The 14,642-nt window shown below is 69.9% G+C and carries 13 protein-coding genes; 5 read left to right on the top strand and 8 right to left on the bottom strand.

Annotation, left to right across the window (positions count from 1 at the left end):
- Positions 1–6 precede the first annotated feature (6 nt).
- Together ACAD63_RS22045 and ACAD63_RS22040 are read right to left on the bottom strand one after the other, a co-directional pair.
- Complete coding sequence (locus ACAD63_RS22045; RefSeq protein WP_135703336.1) at positions 7–510, bottom strand: methylated-DNA--[protein]-cysteine S-methyltransferase; 504 nt, start codon at positions 508–510, stop codon at positions 7–9.
- Positions 507–1,991 carry an AlkA N-terminal domain-containing protein gene (locus ACAD63_RS22040; RefSeq protein WP_135703337.1) on the bottom strand — a complete coding sequence of 495 codons (1,485 nt, stop codon included), beginning with the start codon at positions 1,989–1,991 and terminating at the stop codon, positions 507–509. The genes ACAD63_RS22045 and ACAD63_RS22040 overlap by 4 nt, the downstream gene beginning before the upstream one ends.
- A gap of 180 nt (positions 1,992–2,171) precedes the next feature.
- On the opposite strand from ACAD63_RS22040, the gene ACAD63_RS22035 reads away from it, so the two are divergent.
- Together ACAD63_RS22035 and ACAD63_RS22030 are read left to right on the top strand one after the other, a co-directional pair.
- Complete coding sequence (locus tag ACAD63_RS22035) at positions 2,172–5,024, top strand: M16 family metallopeptidase (RefSeq protein WP_135703338.1); 2,853 nt, start codon at positions 2,172–2,174, stop codon at positions 5,022–5,024.
- Between the two features lie 193 nt (positions 5,025–5,217).
- Positions 5,218–5,607, top strand: a complete 390-nt coding sequence (locus ACAD63_RS22030; protein ID WP_135703339.1) for a PHA-granule associated protein 4 — start codon at positions 5,218–5,220, stop codon at positions 5,605–5,607.
- A gap of 79 nt (positions 5,608–5,686) precedes the next feature.
- Here the strand turns inward: ACAD63_RS22030 and ACAD63_RS22025 are convergent, their stop codons facing one another.
- From ACAD63_RS22025 to ACAD63_RS22015, 3 genes are all read right to left on the bottom strand, one after another.
- The gene (locus ACAD63_RS22025; RefSeq protein WP_135703340.1) at positions 5,687–6,250 is read right to left on the bottom strand and encodes a hypothetical protein; all 564 of its coding nucleotides are present in this window, start codon (positions 6,248–6,250) and stop codon (positions 5,687–5,689) included.
- 32 nt (positions 6,251–6,282) lie between these two features.
- Entirely contained in the window at positions 6,283–7,440 is a 1,158-nt protein-coding gene (locus ACAD63_RS22020; protein WP_133095585.1) for an acyl-CoA dehydrogenase family protein, read from the bottom strand.
- Positions 7,441–7,559: 119 nt separating this feature from the next.
- Positions 7,560–9,356, bottom strand: coding sequence for an OPT/YSL family transporter (locus ACAD63_RS22015; protein WP_135703341.1), 1,797 nt, complete (start codon positions 9,354–9,356; stop codon positions 7,560–7,562).
- A 192-nt stretch (positions 9,357–9,548) separates the two neighbouring features.
- Here ACAD63_RS22015 and ACAD63_RS22010 point away from each other — a divergent pair, with 192 nt between their 5' ends.
- Genes ACAD63_RS22010 through ACAD63_RS22000 form a run of 3 tightly spaced genes read left to right on the top strand, consistent with a single transcriptional unit; the run spans position 9,549 to position 11,919 of the window.
- The gene (locus tag ACAD63_RS22010; RefSeq protein ID WP_135703342.1) at positions 9,549–11,249 is read left to right on the top strand and encodes an FAD-dependent oxidoreductase; all 1,701 of its coding nucleotides are present in this window, start codon (positions 9,549–9,551) and stop codon (positions 11,247–11,249) included.
- The gene (locus ACAD63_RS22005) at positions 11,239–11,418 is read left to right on the top strand and encodes a hypothetical protein (RefSeq protein ID WP_135703343.1); all 180 of its coding nucleotides are present in this window, start codon (positions 11,239–11,241) and stop codon (positions 11,416–11,418) included. The genes ACAD63_RS22010 and ACAD63_RS22005 overlap by 11 nt, the downstream gene beginning before the upstream one ends.
- Before the next feature lie 33 nt (positions 11,419–11,451).
- Positions 11,452–11,919 carry a MarR family winged helix-turn-helix transcriptional regulator gene (locus ACAD63_RS22000; protein WP_135703344.1) on the top strand — a complete coding sequence of 156 codons (468 nt, stop codon included), beginning with the start codon at positions 11,452–11,454 and terminating at the stop codon, positions 11,917–11,919.
- A 22-nt stretch (positions 11,920–11,941) separates the two neighbouring features.
- Here the strand turns inward: ACAD63_RS22000 and ACAD63_RS21995 are convergent, their stop codons facing one another.
- The 3 genes from ACAD63_RS21995 to ACAD63_RS21985 form a co-directional block, all read right to left on the bottom strand.
- Positions 11,942–12,397 carry a YccF domain-containing protein gene (locus ACAD63_RS21995; protein WP_133095580.1) on the bottom strand — a complete coding sequence of 152 codons (456 nt, stop codon included), beginning with the start codon at positions 12,395–12,397 and terminating at the stop codon, positions 11,942–11,944.
- Between the two features lie 213 nt (positions 12,398–12,610).
- Positions 12,611–13,945 carry a sensor histidine kinase gene (locus tag ACAD63_RS21990; protein WP_195430365.1) on the bottom strand — a complete coding sequence of 445 codons (1,335 nt, stop codon included), beginning with the start codon at positions 13,943–13,945 and terminating at the stop codon, positions 12,611–12,613.
- Positions 13,945–14,640 (bottom strand): response regulator, encoded by a 696-nt coding sequence (locus tag ACAD63_RS21985; protein WP_434034340.1) that lies wholly within the window; start codon positions 14,638–14,640, stop codon positions 13,945–13,947. Before ACAD63_RS21985 ends, ACAD63_RS21990 begins: the two co-directional genes overlap by 1 nt.
- Positions 14,641–14,642: the final 2 nt, after the last annotated feature.

Below are 14,642 nucleotides of genomic sequence, written 5' to 3'. Positions count from 1 at the left end.
GCCGGCTCAAGCGCCCGCCGGGCCGACACCCTCGCGCCGCAACAGCGCGCGCTTGCGCTCGATGCCGCCGGCGTAGCCCGTCAGCGCGCCGGCAGTGCCGAGCACGCGATGGCAGGGCACGATGACGGACAGCGGGTTGCGCCCCACCGCGCCGCCGACCGCGCGCGCGTGCGTCGGCGGCAGGCCGAGGGCGCCGGCCAGTTCGCCGTAGGACGCCGTTGCGCCGCATGGAATGGCCTGCAGCGCGTGCCAGACGCGCTGCTGGAACGGGCTGCCCGCGAAGCGCACCGGCACGGTAAAGGCGTCGCGCTTGCCGGCGAAGTATTCGGCCAGCTCCAGCGCGGCGCGTTCGAGCACGGCCGCCTCCTGCAGCGATGCTTCGCCACTGCTTGCTGCGACGTTGGCGGGATAGTACTTCTGCCCCGCGAAGAAGACGCCGGTCAGGTGCGTCCCTTCCGCGCGCAACAGCATGGTGCCCAGCGGGCTGTCGATCTGGCGATAGCTGCTCATGTCATGGTCTCCGGTTCGGACGCGGCGGGCGCGTCCTTCATGGTCTCATAGCGATGCCACAGGTGGACCGCCGCATAGGCGCGCCACGGCGCCCATTGCGCAGTGCGCGCGTGCATTGCACTGACGGTGCCGACGCCCAGCACCTTGCGCAGCGCATAGTCGGTGCCAGGGAAGGCATCGGGCCAGCCCAGCGCGCGCATGGCGACGTACTGCGCGGTCCAGTCGCCGATGCCGTCGATGGCGCGCAGCGCCGCGACGGTCGCTTCGGGCGGCGCGTGCGCGTCAAGCGCGAGTGTGCCGTCGGCCACGCGCTGCGCCAGCGCCTGCAACGTGTGCGCCTTGCCCGCCGGCACGCCGGCGTCGCGCAGGTCCTGCGGCGGCATGGCGGCGATGGCGGCGGCGCTCGGGAACAGGTAGCGCAGACTGCCCGGCAGGGCATCGGGCAGCGTTGCCGCCGAATCCGCGCGCTGCGCCAGTGCGGCCAGGATGCGGCGCGCGTGCGCCACCGAAATGACCTGACCCACCACCGCACGCACGGCAATCTCAAACCCGTCGACGCTGCCCGGCAACCGCATGCCCGGCACGGCCTGCGCGAGTTCGCCGAGATGGCGGTCGACCACATCGGGGCGGCAGCCCAGGTCGCACAGGCGCCGCACCTTGCCCAGCGCCTGCGGGATCGCGCGCGCCAGCGACGCCGACAAGGTCACGCGCAACACCATGCGGCGCGGCACATGCTCAATGCGGACCCAGCCGTCATGCACGGTGCCGCCCGCTTCCACGCGCAGCGTGCGCGCATAGGCGCCGTCGCGGATCTCTTCGATGCCATCCACCGCGCGCGCGGCCAGGAAGCCCAGCAGCGCCTCCCACGCCAGCGGCGGCCGGTAGCCAAGCTCGAACACGAGCCGGTCGGCCACGCCGTCGGCAGCGCGCCGGCGCAGCGCGAGCGGGGTCAGGCCGTAGCGCGTCTTCAGCACATCGTTGAAGCGGCGCACGCTGCCGAAGCCGGCCGCCAGCGCCACCTCGGTCACCGGCAGCGCGGTGTCGGCCAGCAGGCGCTTGGCCAGCAGCAGCCGCTGGGTCTGCGCGTACTCGAGCACCGAGACACCGAACTGCGCATCGAACAGGCGCCGCAAATGCCGCTCGGTCACGCCGATGCGCGCGGCCAGCGTGGTGACGCTGCCTTCGGCCATGAAGCCTTCGTCGATCAGCGTGGCGGCGGCCTGCGCGAGCCGGCCCGAGATATCGGCAAGCCCGTGCCCGGGCGCCAGTTCCGGGCGGCAGCGCAGGCAGGGCCGGAAGCCGTGCTTCTCGGCGGCGGCGGCACTTTCGTAGAAGGTGCAGTTCTCGCGCTTGGGGGTGCGTACTGCGCACACCGGCCGGCAGTACACACCGGTCGAGGAGACGCCTACGAAGAAGCGCCCGTCGAAGCGGCGGTCATGCGATGCCACGGCCTTGTAGCAGGTGTCGGGATCAAGGTTCATGCAGGCATGCTACCGCTTCGGCCGCCTGGGCACCGGCTGGATTCGGACATTTCCCTCTGGCATGCAGAGGTGGGCTGCGGCACAGTTCCGGGTATGGGCGGCGGCTAGAATTGCGCTTTGCGCCACTGCCGCGCCCCCCTTCAGCTCATTACCCGGCAGCCAGCCCACACCGGAGATGCCATGCGCCGTTTTGCCCTGCACCTGTCGATGCTTGCCTTGCTGGCCCCGCTGCCCGCGCCGGCGCAACCCGTGCAGCCGGTGCCGGCGGCATCGCCTGCGCAGGCGCAGCAGGTCGCCACTGTGGAGGGCATCACCGAATACCGCCTGCCCAACGGCCTGCGCATCGTCATGGCCCCGGACGCGGCCAAGCCCACCACCACGGTCAATATCACCTACCTCGTGGGCAGCCGCCACGAGAACTATGGCGAGACCGGCATGGCCCACCTGCTCGAGCACCTGCTGTTCAAGGGCACGCCTTCGCTGCCGGGCAAGGCCATTCCGACCGAGTTCGCGCGGCGCGGCATGAGCGTCAACGGCACCACCACGCAGGACCGTACCAATTATTTCGGCACCTTTGCCGCCAGCGACGAAAACCTCGACTGGGCGCTGCGCATGGAAGCGGACCGCATGGTGAACAGCGTGCTGTCCAAGGCCGACCTCGACAGCGAGATGACTGTGGTGCGCAACGAGATGGAAATGGGCGAGAACAGCCCGTCGCGCATGCTGATGCAGCAGACCATGTCCGCCGCATACCGCTGGCACAACTACGGCAAGGCACCGATCGGCGCGCGCAGCGACGTCGAGAACGTCAGCATCGACAACCTGCGCGCGTTCTACCGGCGCTACTACCAGCCGGACAACGCGGTGCTGGTGGTGGCGGGCAAGTTCGATCCCGCCGCCACGCTGGCACGCATCGAGCGCTACTTCGGCCCGATCCCGCGCCCCACGCGCGTGCTGCCGCCCGAGCATACGGTCGAGCCGGCGCAGGAAGGCGCGCGCGAACTGGTGATCATGCGGCCCGGCGACAACAGCCTGGTGGCCGCGCAGTACCACGTCAGCCCCGGCGCACATCCCGACACCACGGCGCTGTCGCTGCTGACGATCATCCTCGGCGACACGCCCGGCGGGCGCCTGTACAAGGCGCTGGTCGAGCGCGGCCAGGCCGCTTCGATCGGCAGCGCGTTCTATGCGATGAAGGACCCCGGCACGCTGCTGTTCATGGCGGAGACGTCCAGGGACCAGTCGCTGGCAGCCGCGCGCGCGGGCCTGATCACGCAGGTCGAAGGCTTTGCCGAGGCCCCCGTGACCGAAGCCGAGCTGGAACGCGCACGCGTGCGCATGCGCAATGCCTACGACCACTACATGAGCGACCCCGGCGCGCTTGGCATCGCCCTGTCGGAGGCCATTGCAAAAGGCGACTGGCGGCTGTTCTTCCTGAACCGCGATCGCATCGAGACCACCACGCTGGCGGACGTGCAGCGCGTGGCACAGAACTACCTGCAGTCGTCAAACCGCACCGTGGGCCTGTTCGTACCGTCCGCGCAGCCAGCCCGCGCGCAGGTGCCCGGCAAGCCTGATGTCGCCGCGATGGTCAGCGGCTACCAGGGCAAGCCGGCGCTGGCCGCGGTCGCGCCGTTCGACCCCAGCCCCGCCAATATCGACGCACATACCACGCGCCAGACGCTGGCCAACGGCATGCAGCTAGCCCTGTTGCCCAAGCCCGCGCGCGGCGAGGTGGTGCATGGCGTGCTGGTGCTGCGCATGGGCGACGTGCAGAGCCTGCAAGGGCTGACCACGGTGGGGGCGATGACCGCGTCAATGCTTCGGCGCGGCGCCGCCGGCATGAACCGCGAGCAGATCGCCGATCGCATCGAGGCGCTGCGCGCGCGCGTCGGCATCGGCGGCAGTTCGGAGCGCGTGACCGTCAGCTTCGAGACACGCCGGACGCAGCTGCCCGAACTGCTGGCACTGCTGCGCGAGATCCTGCGCGCGCCGGACTTTCCCGAAGCGGAGTTCGAGACGCTGCGCAAGACCAGCATCGCGGATATCGAAAGCATCCAGAGCCAGCCGGGCGTGATGGCGTCGAACGCACTGGGCCGTCACGGCGATCCGTATCCCATGGGCGATCCGCGCCACGCGCGCAGCTTTGCCGAGAACATCGCCGACCTGCGCGCGGCCACGCTGGCGCAGGTGCGCGATTTCCACGCGCGTTTCTACGGCGCGGGCAATGCGCAACTGAGCCTGGTAGGCGACTTCGATGCGCCGGCCGCGGCGGCGCAGGTCGCGCAGCTGTTCGGCGACTGGACCGCGGCGCAGCCGTTTGAACGCGTCGACCGGCCGTTCGTGCCGATTGCGCCGGCCGAATTCACGCTGCCCGCGCCGGGCAAGGCCAATGCCGTCTACGTGGCCGCGGCGCCGATCGACCTGACCAGCGACTCGCCGGACTATGCGCTGATGATGATCGCAAACCGCGTGCTGGGTGGTGCCAGCCTGCGCAGCCGGCTGGCCGACCGCCTGCGCCAGCAGGAAGGGTTGAGCTATGGCGCCAGCAGCTGGGTACAGGTGGGCGCGCTCGACCGCGCCGGCCGCTTCGGCGTGCAGGCGCAATACGCGCCGCAGAACCTCGCGCGCTTGCAGCGCGCGGTCGCCGACGAGCTCGAGCGCTTCACACGTGACGGCATCACCGCACCGGAACTGGCAGAAGCGGTCAGCGGCCTGCTGCAGCAGGGCACGGTCAGCCGCAGCAATGACGCGGCGCTGGCGGGTGCGCTTGCCAACCAGCTCTACCTGGGCCGCACCATGGCCTTCACCGCGGAACTCGAGGCTCGGCTGCGCGCGGCCACGACGGAATCGGTCAACGCCGCGATCCGGCGCTATATGCAGGCGGGTGGCATGTCGCGCGTCTATGCGGGCGACTTCAGCGGCGCGCCTGCGGCGCAGCCGACTCAGGCACGCGAGGCGGCCAGCGGCAGCCAGGCAGGCGGCGGGGCGAACACTGAAGCCGCCGGCGCCACATCGGCCGCGCAGCCCTGACATACCGGGGAAACAAAGTTCGGCTGCACTGGCGGGAAGCGCAGGACCGGCCAGGCAGCAGCTGCCCGGGCGGCTAGGCTAACGGCCGGGGCGCGCAAGGCCGGGCATGTAGGCATCGCCGCGGTGCAGGCTCTTGCCGCGACCCCGGGTTGACTGTATATTCGTACAGTATAAGTCGATACAAGAGGTGTGGATGTCAATCGTGCGAGCTGGCAGCAAGGCAGAAGCGCTCCGGCTTCTGGCCTCGGAAAACGTGCTGGCGCTGGAGCTGGACTACGAGACAGGCTGGCAGGATGCGGTCGAACTCGGCAGGCTCGGAGAAAAGCGCGGTATCAAGGTGCAGTATCGCGGACAGGAAAGCATCGCCGTCCGCTCCCGCGAAGCCCTGATCGAAGGGCTTGCCAAACCCAAGGGCACGTTCCGCCAACGCAATCTCTATTGCCAGTTCGATCTCGGCACGCTGGCGGACCATGAACTGCTCGACCTCGAGGCCAAGGCCACGCGGCTCGGGGACTATATTCTCGCGGGCCACCTGCTGCGCGATGTCGATGGAGTGTGGCCGCAGCCAAAAAGCGAGCAATAAGCGAGCAATAAGCGCTGCAACCAAAAGCAAAGGCCGCCATGCCGGCGGCCTTCGACCTTCTATATTGCACGCGGCGCGATCAGTGCCAGACCCGCGTCGCGTTGGCCCATCGCGCCGCGCACGATTGCGTGGCGGCAGCGGCGATTGACTCGGCCGCATCATCGGCAAGCTCGCCGGCATCGGCCGGCGACACCTGCGCGGCGCTGTCCAGCGCCGTGCGCCACATGACTGCCGACACCAGCGTCTTGCATTGGCGGCGTTCGCCATGCGCCAGCGCCAGCAGGCGCTCGTAGCCTTCCATCACGATCAGGCGGTCGCCGCGGCATGGCTGCAGCTGCAGCGTGTACAGGTGATCGCATTCGCAATGCAGGCTGCCGCCGCTTACCGCCAGCACGATCGCGCCGGGCAGCGCAATGCCGCTGGCCTGCACCTTGCCGCGCAAGCGCGCCAGGTGCGCGTGCGCGCGCGGGTCGCTGTCCTGCGCCATATTGGCCGGCACCGCGCCCAGCGCCATCAGCTCCGCGGGCGATACCGCCAGCGTGTACGCCTGTAGCGCAGTGCGATAGGACGCCACCACCGCGCGCAGGCGGTGCGGCGTGTCAACGTCATGGCCTGCCGGCCCGCGATCCTGCCAATCGTCCATGTCGACTCCTGCCGCGCCGGGCGTTTGCATGGTCAGTCGCGCAGCAGCTGCTTGGCGATGATCAGCTGCTGGATCTGCGTGGTGCCTTCATACAGGCGCAGCAGGCGCACGTCGCGGTAGAAGCGCTCAGCCTTGTACTCGGCGATATAGCCGGCGCCGCCGTGGATCTGCACCGCGCGGTCGGCCACGCGGCCCACCATCTCGGTACAGAACATCTTGGTGCAGGAGGCCAGCATGCTGACTTCCGGATCGCTCTTGCCGGCGGGCTTGGCGTCGTAGCGCTGCGCGCAGTCACGCACCATCGACAGGCCGGCGTAGAGCTCGGCCTGGCTGTCGGCCAGCATCGCCTGGATCAGCTGGAAGTCGCCGATGGGCTTGCCGAACTGCTTGCGCTCCTTGGCATATGCCACCGCGTCGGTGATCAGGCGATGCGCCATGCCGCAGGCCAGTGCCGAGATATGCAGGCGGCCGCGGTCGAGCACCTTCATGGCGGTCTTGAAGCCCACGCCCGGCACGCCGCCGATGATGTTGGCGGCGGGCACGCGCACGTTCTCCAGCACCACGTCGCAGGTCTTTGTGCCGCGCTGGCCCATCTTCTTGTCCGGCTTGCCCAGCGAGATGCCCGGGGTGTCGGCCGGCACGATGAAGGACGAAATGCCCGAGGCACCCGCACCGCCGGTGCGCGCCATCAGCGTGAAGGCGCCGGCGCGCGGTGCGTTGGTGATAAAGCGCTTGGTGCCGTTGATGACGTAGTGGTCGCCGTCAAGCTCCGCCCTGGTCTGCAGCGAGGCTGCGTCGGAGCCGGCATTCGGTTCGGTCAGCGCAAACGAGATGATCAGGTCGCCGCTGGCGATACGCGGCAGGTAAGACTGCTTCTGCTCCTCGGTGCCATCCATCAGGATGCCCTGCGAGCCGATGCCGACGTTGGTGCCGAACACCGAGCGGAAGGCAAACGCGGTGTGGCCGAGGTCATACACCACATCGCATTCCTGCGACATCGACAGGCCGATGCCGCCGTAGTTTTCGGGAATGGAGATGCCGAACAGGCCCATCTCCTTCATGTCCGCGACGATATCGGCGGGGACGTCGTCGGTCTCTTCCAGCGTGTCCTCGGCGGGCTTCAGGCGTTCGTCGATGAAGCGCTGCACCGAGGCGCGCAGCAGGGCAAAGGATTCTTGGTCAAGGGCCATGAGGATTCTCCGGGTCAGGCAATACGTCGGTCTGGCCGACATGGTACGCCGGCGGCGCGATTTGACAATCCACTGGAGATTGGACAGAAGCGTCAACAAAATTTGACAATCCGCCTGTGTCAGTTCCACGTCACTGCGAGCAGCCCGGCCAGGCCGAGGGCCAGTGCCGCCAGCGCGTCGCCGGCGATCAGGCCGCCACCCAGCAGCGATGCGGTGCTCATGTCCTCGGGCAGCGCCTGCCGCTCACGCCTCGCCCCAGGCCTGCGCCCGGCCAAAGCGCCGCCGACGCTTGCCGCCACGCCGCCCGCGGCCATCCAGCCGGCCGCCGCCAGGTTGACGAAGCCGCCGAAGGACGATGCATAGGGTGACGGCAACAGCACCGCATCCAGCAAAAAGTCCGCCACCCTGCCCCGCCGGCCAGACTGCGCGAAGCGCTGCCACGCCGGGCCGCCCAGGATGACCTTGCGCAGCACCGCCGTAGCCAGCCCCAGGGCCAGCCCGAGCGCGACCGCGGCATGCTGGGCGGCGCGCGGCTGCGCCAGCCCGTGCAGCACGCCGACGATCTTGTAGGTCATGGCCGAGGCCCAGCGCGCCGGCTGCTGGTCCGCCGGCAGTTGTGTCTGGTCCAGCGCCAGCACCGGATACGCCTGCATGAACAGCCGCGCCATCGCCACGGCCACAAGCGCGCCTACCACGATGCCGGCAACCTGGTAGCCGAACTGCACCATGCGGTCGCTGCCCAGGCGCCAGCCGGTGGAGCGGTCCTGCTGCATGTCGCTGGCTTCGGCGGTCGCCACCAGCAGCACCGTCGCCGCGATCAGGCCGACATGCGGCGCGCGCAAGCCGGCCGCGGCCATCAGGATCACCGTCAGCACGAAGGCGGACGAGATCGGGTTCTGGTCGACCATGCCGACCGAGATGCCGTTGACCAGCGCGAACACCAGCACCAGCAGCACCGCCATCAGCTGGAAGACCGGCGGCTGGCCGAACCACGCGACGCCCGCCGCGACCGTGGCGGTGCCCCACAGCAGCGCCCACGCGGCCACCCAGGCCATGCCGGGTCCACGCCGCGCCTGCGCCTTTCGCGGGGCCCGGCTACGCCACTGCCGCCACGCCTGCGCCAGCAGCAGCGCGACATCGAGCGCGGCCGCCCCCATGATCATCCCCAGCGCCACCAGGAAGGTGGCCTTGCGATATGGTTCGCCAGGCGCGAGCCATCCCACCGACACGAACCACGGCGTCAGCGCCCAGCCGGCAAGGCCGCCCACCAGCGCGGCAATGCCGATGCGCGCCCCGACGATCATGCCCGCGCCGAATGTCGCCGCCGACAGGTCCAGCGCCGCCAGCCACGACACGCGCGCCGCGCCCAGGCCGCTGGCCAGCCCCAGCGCCATGCCGCCGCCCAGCCGCGCCACCGAGCGCCGCAGCAGCACCGGGTCGGTCAGCGCGCGCAGGATATTGGCAACCGCCAGTCCCGACGGGAACGTCAGCTGCATCCGGTCCACCAGCAACGGCGTGTACAGCATGCCGATGCCCACGCCGTACATGCCGATGCACAGCATGTAGAGCACCAGCTGCCACAGCGGCGGCTGTGCCAGGCCGAGCCAGGTCATCGCCTGCAGCACCACCGCCATGCCGCCCATGCCAGCCACCGATGCCGCCGCGGTCTGGATGTAGTTGGCGCCATGCCGGCCCGGGGCGCCGTAGCTGGCCGTCACCACCGAGCCGAGTATGCCGGCCAGCACCTGGCCACCGACAAAGAAGCCCAGCGAGAAATTCATGTAGGCGGCGGCAATGCCGCCAAGTGGACCGAGCACCAGCATGCCGGCCGCGCCCAGCAGCGCGTGGTAGCGCCAGCTGCCGGCAGCGGGCAGCCAGCTGGCGCGGTGCACGGCGTCGGTGGGCAGGGTTGGCATGGCGAAGGTTCGCAGGCAGCAGTAGCGGGGTGCGTTCTGCGAAGCATAGGCCACGGTACCGGGTAGGCGATGTGCGACTTGTCTCTCTTTACAGGGCGGCGCCGCCGAGCCAGCCGGGTAAACACTGGTTTCGTGCGCAACCATCTGGGATATAGTTGCGTACGAAACCAATTACATCAAACGAGACCAGCCATGACCGACTCCACCGCACCACGCGCGGCCGTGCCACCGGTACCGCCTCCCGCGACGCCGCGCCCCTGGCCCCGACACGTACCCGTGCTGATCGCCGGCGGCGGCCCGGTCGGGCTGGCGCTGGCGGCACTGCTGGCGCGCTACGGCGTCGCCTCGCTGGTAGTGGAGGCCGACGACGGCTACTGCGCCGGCAGCCGCGCCATCTGCATGTCGCGCCGCTCGCTCGAGATCCTGGGCTGGGTCGGCGCCGACCAGCAAACGGTCGAAACCGGCCTGCCCTGGGTAGGCGGCCGCAGCTACTACCGCGACGCCGAGGTGCTGCATTTCCGCATGCCGAGCGAGCCGGACGAGCGCTTTGCGCCGATGGTCAATATCCAGCAGTACTACCTCGAAGCATTCGCGCACGAGGCCGCGCTGCGGGGCGCCACGCCGGCCGAGGTGCGCTTCGGCGCGCGCGTGCGCACGGTGCGTCCGCATGACGGCGGCGTGGTCGCGGAAATCGAGAGCGCCGACGGCGTGGTGCAGGTCGACGCGCAATGGCTGGTCGCCTGCGACGGCGGGCGCAGCACGGTGCGCGAGCAACTGGGCCTGCGCATGGAAGGCACCCAGTACGAAGGCCGCTATGTCATTGTCGACATCGTGCAGAAGACCCGGCGCGAGGTGGAGCGGCTGGCCTGGTTCGACCCGCCGTCGAATCCGGGCTCGACCATCCTGATGCACCGCCAGCCCGACGATGTCTGGCGCATCGACTACCAGATCCGCGACGACGAGGATGCCGAGGAAGCGGTCAAGCCGGAGAACGTGCTGCTGCGCGTGCAGAGCCACCTCGACATGATCGGCGAGACCGAGCCCTGGCAGCCGCTGTGGATCTCGATCTACAACGCCAAGTGCCTGACGCTGCAGGACTATCGCCACGGCCGCGTGCTGTTCGCCGGCGACGCCGCGCACCTGGTGCCGATCTTCGGCGTGCGCGGGCTCAACTCCGGGCTGGATGATGCCGGCAACCTGGCGTGGAAGCTGGCAGCGGTCGTGCGCGGCCAGGCCGCGGACAGCCTGCTCGACTCCTATTCGGCCGAACGCGTCCACGCCACCCGGCAGAACATCGCCTACGGCGCCAAGAGCACCGAATTCATGGCGCCCCCCGACTTTGCCTTCCGCCTGATGCGCGAGGCCACGCTGCGGCTGGCGCAGGGCGGCAGCCCGGTGCGGTCGCTGATCAACCCGCGCCAGTCGGCACCGATCGCCTATGCCGGTTCGCCGCTGAACGGCGCCAGCGACTTCGGCGCCGACTGCCCCGGCGCCGCGCCCGGGTTGCCCGCTCCGGAGGCGCGCGTCGCCAGCGCGGAAGGCATCGGCCACCTGACGCAATGCTTCGGGCAGCGCTTCACGCTGCTGTACTTCGGTGATTCGCCAACGCTGCCTGCCCCGCTGGCCGCGCTGGTGCAGGCCTATCCGCATACACTGCAGGCCCGCGTGATCGTCAACGGTAACGCCGGCCCCGCGCAGGGCGCACTTGCCGATGTCGCCGGCCAGGCGCAGGCGCGTTACGGTGCCCGGCCGGGTACGCTCTACGCGATCCGCCCCGACGGGTACGTGCTGTCGCGCTGGCGCGCGCCCGCATGGGACGAGGTCGGCGCAACCCTCGCCCCCCTGATGCAAACCCCGCAATCCCAACCCGCCGGAGCCCGCCATGCAAGCTGATGACCTCGACCTCGCCTATACCCGCCTGTGCGAGGCCTTGGGCCGCGTTGGCGAAGCACGATCTCCGCTGCTGCTGGCGATGATGTGCCTGGGGCTGATGAGCCGGCAGGATTCGCTGGCACCGGTGCTGGCATTGATCGACGAGGCGGAGGCACGCAGCCAGGCGTAGGCACTACAATGCCGACGCCGACCGGACATCGCCATGAAACCACTGCCACGCCTGGACCAGTTCCTGACCTACCGCCTGCACCAGGTCAACAAGCTCAGCGACAAGGACAGCGCCGCCGCCTACCTGGAGCAGTGCGGCCTGCTGCTGAGCGAAGGCCGTTGCCTGGCCGCGATCGGCGCGTTCGCGCCGCTGTCGGTCAACGCGCTGGCGCACCGCGCCAACCTGACCAAGGGCCAGGCGAGCCGCTCTGCGCAAGCGCTGGTGGAACGGGGGCTGGTCAGCAAGGAAACCAGCGCCGCCGATGGCCGTGGCGTGGTGCTGTCGCTAACCGCGCAGGGCAAGCCGCTGTACCGGCAGGCGATCGCCATGATTGCGCGGCGCAATGACGAGATCTTCGGCTGCCTGAGCGAGGATGAGCAGGCGCTGCTGGGCAGCCTGCTCGACCGGCTGGTCGCGCACGCTGCCCGGCAGGACGGCGCGGCGGACAGCGACGAGGACTAGCCGCAAAGACCAGCGACGACGCCTAGCGACGCAAGCCGTCCACGTGCGCGCGCGCACCGTCGCGGCGCGCGGCGTCGGCTACTTCGTTGGTGACCACGGTCTGGCCGATCGGCGCCAGCGCGATGCCGGCCAGCTTCAGGTGCTGGATCGCGAACGGGATGCCGATGATGGTGACGAAGTTGGCGACCGCCGCCATCACGTGGCCGATCGCCAGCCACACGCCGGCAAACACAAACCACAGCACATTGCCCACCAGCCCCAGCGCGCCGGTGCCGACATCGTCGCGCCCGGTCAGCTCGCGCCGGCTGATGGCCTGCTTGCCGAACGGGAAGAAGGTGAAGCCGCCGATCACGAAGCAGGCCTTGCCCCACGGGATGCCGACGATCGAGATAAAACAGAGCAGCCCGGCCAGCCACCAGGCCAGGCCCATCACCACGCCGCCGAGGATGAACCAGAGGAAGTTGCCGATTGCGCGCATGCGAGCCTTTTGTATGTGAACAGGAGAGGACTTCGATGATACGCGCGGCGAGGGAGCGTACCCGTTTCTGCGTGCCCGTTTCTGGCCACTGGCAATGACTCCTGTGCATGGCTCGCGGGGCTGAATTGCGATCGCAAACCTGCAGCGGCGCGCCGCATGGCATTGCGTCGCACCTGCAAAGCGTACCCATTTCTGCGTGACTTTGGCCGGGGCTCAGGCCGCTGGAAATACAACCCTGACACGCAGCCCCGGCCGCGCGTCTTCCAGCGCCACGCGCGCCCCGTGCGACTGCGCGATCTCCGCCACGATCGCCAGGCCCAGCCCGCTGCCGCCGGTCGGCGCCTCCGGCACGCGGTAGAAGCGGTCGAACACGCGTTCGTGCTCCCCGGCCGGAATGCCGGGGCCGTTGTCGCTGACCACCAGCTCGACCGAACGCCCGTCGCTGCCGCGCGCGACCTGCACGTCGACGCGGCTGCCGGCCGGGATATAGGCCAGCGCGTTGTCCAGCAGGTTGGTCAGCAGGATGCGCAAGGCATCGGCATCGCCATGCACAATGGCAGGCGCCGCGTCGGCGTCGGCATCGCCATCCACGCCCAGGTCGATATCGCGATCCAGCGCAGCCTGGGCCAGCTCCGCCACCACGCCGGTGGCCAGCGCGCGCAGCGCGACCGGCTCGTGCGGCGGCGTGGCAGCGCCGGGCTCCTGCCGCGCCAGAGTGAGCAGCTGCGTGACGAGATGGGTCAGCCGCTCCAGCCCCTGGCGCAGCTTTGCGAGCGCCTCGTCGCGCGCAGCGCCGCTGTCGGCACGCTCGACCAGCTGGGCCTGCAGCTGCAGCGCGGCCAACGGCGTGCGCAGCGCGTGCGCGGCGTCGGCCACGAAGGCGCGCTGCGTGTCGATGGCGTGCGAGAGCCGCGCCAGCAGCTGGTTCAGCGCGGCGCTGAGCGGCGCGATCTCGTCCGGCATCTGCCGCAGCGCCAGCGGCGCGAGCGTGGTGGCGTCGCGCGCGCGCACTTCGGCAGCAATCTCGCGCAGCGGCCGCAGCCCGCGCCCCACCGCCATCCACACCAGCCAGCCCAGCAGCGGCAGCAGCAACAGCAGCGGCGCCACGGTACGCAGCGCCATGCGCGCGGCCAGCGTGCGGCGCGCGCTCATCGGCTGCGCGATCTGCACCACGGTGGGCCCGAGCTGCATGCTGTACAGCCGCCATTCGCCCTGCTGCGTGGTCACATTGGAGAAGCCCAGCTCGGCGCGCGCGGGCAGCGCCGGGTGCGAGTGCGACAGGTACAGGCTGCGCCCGGAGCCGTCCCAGATATGGATGACGACATCCTCGTCGGCATGCGACAGGTCGCCGGGCGAGCCGATGAAGGGCGGCACCACGGGGTTGGCAAACTGGCTCGGCAGCGCCGCGGCCATCTGCTTCATCTGGTAGTCGAACAGCGCGTTCGCTTCCTGGCGCGCCTGGCCGTAAATCAGCGCGGTGGCGATGGCAATGCCGGCGAGCAGTCCCGCTGCCAGCCACCACAGCAGCGTTCGCTGGATGGAGCGCATCAGCCGGGCTCTCCCTCGCCGTCCAGGCGCGGCACCACGTAGCCCACGCCGCGGATATTGCGGATCAGCGCGGTGCCGAATTTCTTGCGCAGCGCGTGGATATAGACCTCGACGGTATTGCTGCCGACCTCGTCGTCCCAGCCGTACAGGCGCTCCTGCAGCTGCGGCACCGACCAGACCTTGCCCGGCCGCGACATCAGCGCCGACAGCAGCGCGAACTCGCGCGCCGACAGCCGCACCGGCTCGCCGCGTTGCGTGACCTCGCGCGTGGACGGGTTGAGCACGATCTCGCCATAGGTCACCAGCGGCTCGGCCCGTCCCGCGGCGCGGCGCGCGAGCGCGTGCATGCGCGCGGCCAGTTCCTGCAGGTCGAAAGGCTTGACCAGGTAGTCGTCGGCGCCGGCATTGAGGCCGGCGACGCGGTCGGCGACCGCATCGCGCGCGGTGAGGATCAGCACCGGCGTTGGCACGCCGCGCGTGCGCAGCGTGCGCAGCACGTCCAGCCCCGAGCGGCGCGGCAGGCCGAGGTCGAGCAGCACCAGGTCGTAGCAGGCCTCGCCGTCCTGCGACGACGTGGCCGCGGCCAGGCCGGCGTCGCCGTCGCGTACCCAGTCGACGGTGAAGCCCTCCTGCCGCAGCGCCTGCCTGACGCTGTCGCCGATCATGGCGTCGTCTTCCACCAGCAGCACGCGCATGG

It is taken from the genome of Cupriavidus sp. a3, from assembly GCF_051015765.1.
Taxonomy (GTDB): Bacteria; Pseudomonadota; Gammaproteobacteria; order Burkholderiales; family Burkholderiaceae; genus Cupriavidus; species Cupriavidus oxalaticus_A.
The sequence above is the reverse complement of the archived record's forward strand: the minus strand, read 5'-3'. Positions and strand labels throughout refer to the sequence as shown.

Excerpts from the sequence above, each read along its gene's own strand:
- ACAD63_RS21990 (WP_195430365.1), bottom strand. The coding sequence starts at position 13,945 with ATGCGCTCCATCCAGCGAACGCTGCTGTGGTGGCTGGCAGCGGGACTG.
- ACAD63_RS22040 (WP_135703337.1), bottom strand. The coding sequence starts at position 1,991 with ATGAACCTTGATCCCGACACCTGCTACAAGGCCGTGGCATCGCATGAC.
- ACAD63_RS22035 (WP_135703338.1), top strand. The coding sequence starts at position 2,172 with ATGCGCCGTTTTGCCCTGCACCTGTCGATGCTTGCCTTGCTGGCCCCG.
- ACAD63_RS22030 (WP_135703339.1), top strand. The coding sequence starts at position 5,218 with ATGTCAATCGTGCGAGCTGGCAGCAAGGCAGAAGCGCTCCGGCTTCTG.
- ACAD63_RS22005 (WP_135703343.1), top strand. The coding sequence starts at position 11,239 with ATGCAAGCTGATGACCTCGACCTCGCCTATACCCGCCTGTGCGAGGCC.
- ACAD63_RS21995 (WP_133095580.1), bottom strand. The coding sequence starts at position 12,397 with ATGCGCGCAATCGGCAACTTCCTCTGGTTCATCCTCGGCGGCGTGGTG.
- ACAD63_RS21985 (WP_434034340.1), bottom strand. The coding sequence starts at position 14,640 with ATGCGCGTGCTGCTGGTGGAAGACGACGCCATGATCGGCGACAGCGTC.
- ACAD63_RS22045 (WP_135703336.1), bottom strand. The coding sequence starts at position 510 with ATGAGCAGCTATCGCCAGATCGACAGCCCGCTGGGCACCATGCTGTTG.
- ACAD63_RS22025 (WP_135703340.1), bottom strand. The coding sequence starts at position 6,250 with ATGGACGATTGGCAGGATCGCGGGCCGGCAGGCCATGACGTTGACACG.
- ACAD63_RS22015 (WP_135703341.1), bottom strand. The coding sequence starts at position 9,356 with ATGCCAACCCTGCCCACCGACGCCGTGCACCGCGCCAGCTGGCTGCCC.
- ACAD63_RS22020 (WP_133095585.1), bottom strand. The coding sequence starts at position 7,440 with ATGGCCCTTGACCAAGAATCCTTTGCCCTGCTGCGCGCCTCGGTGCAG.
- ACAD63_RS22010 (WP_135703342.1), top strand. The coding sequence starts at position 9,549 with ATGACCGACTCCACCGCACCACGCGCGGCCGTGCCACCGGTACCGCCT.
- ACAD63_RS22000 (WP_135703344.1), top strand. The coding sequence starts at position 11,452 with ATGAAACCACTGCCACGCCTGGACCAGTTCCTGACCTACCGCCTGCAC.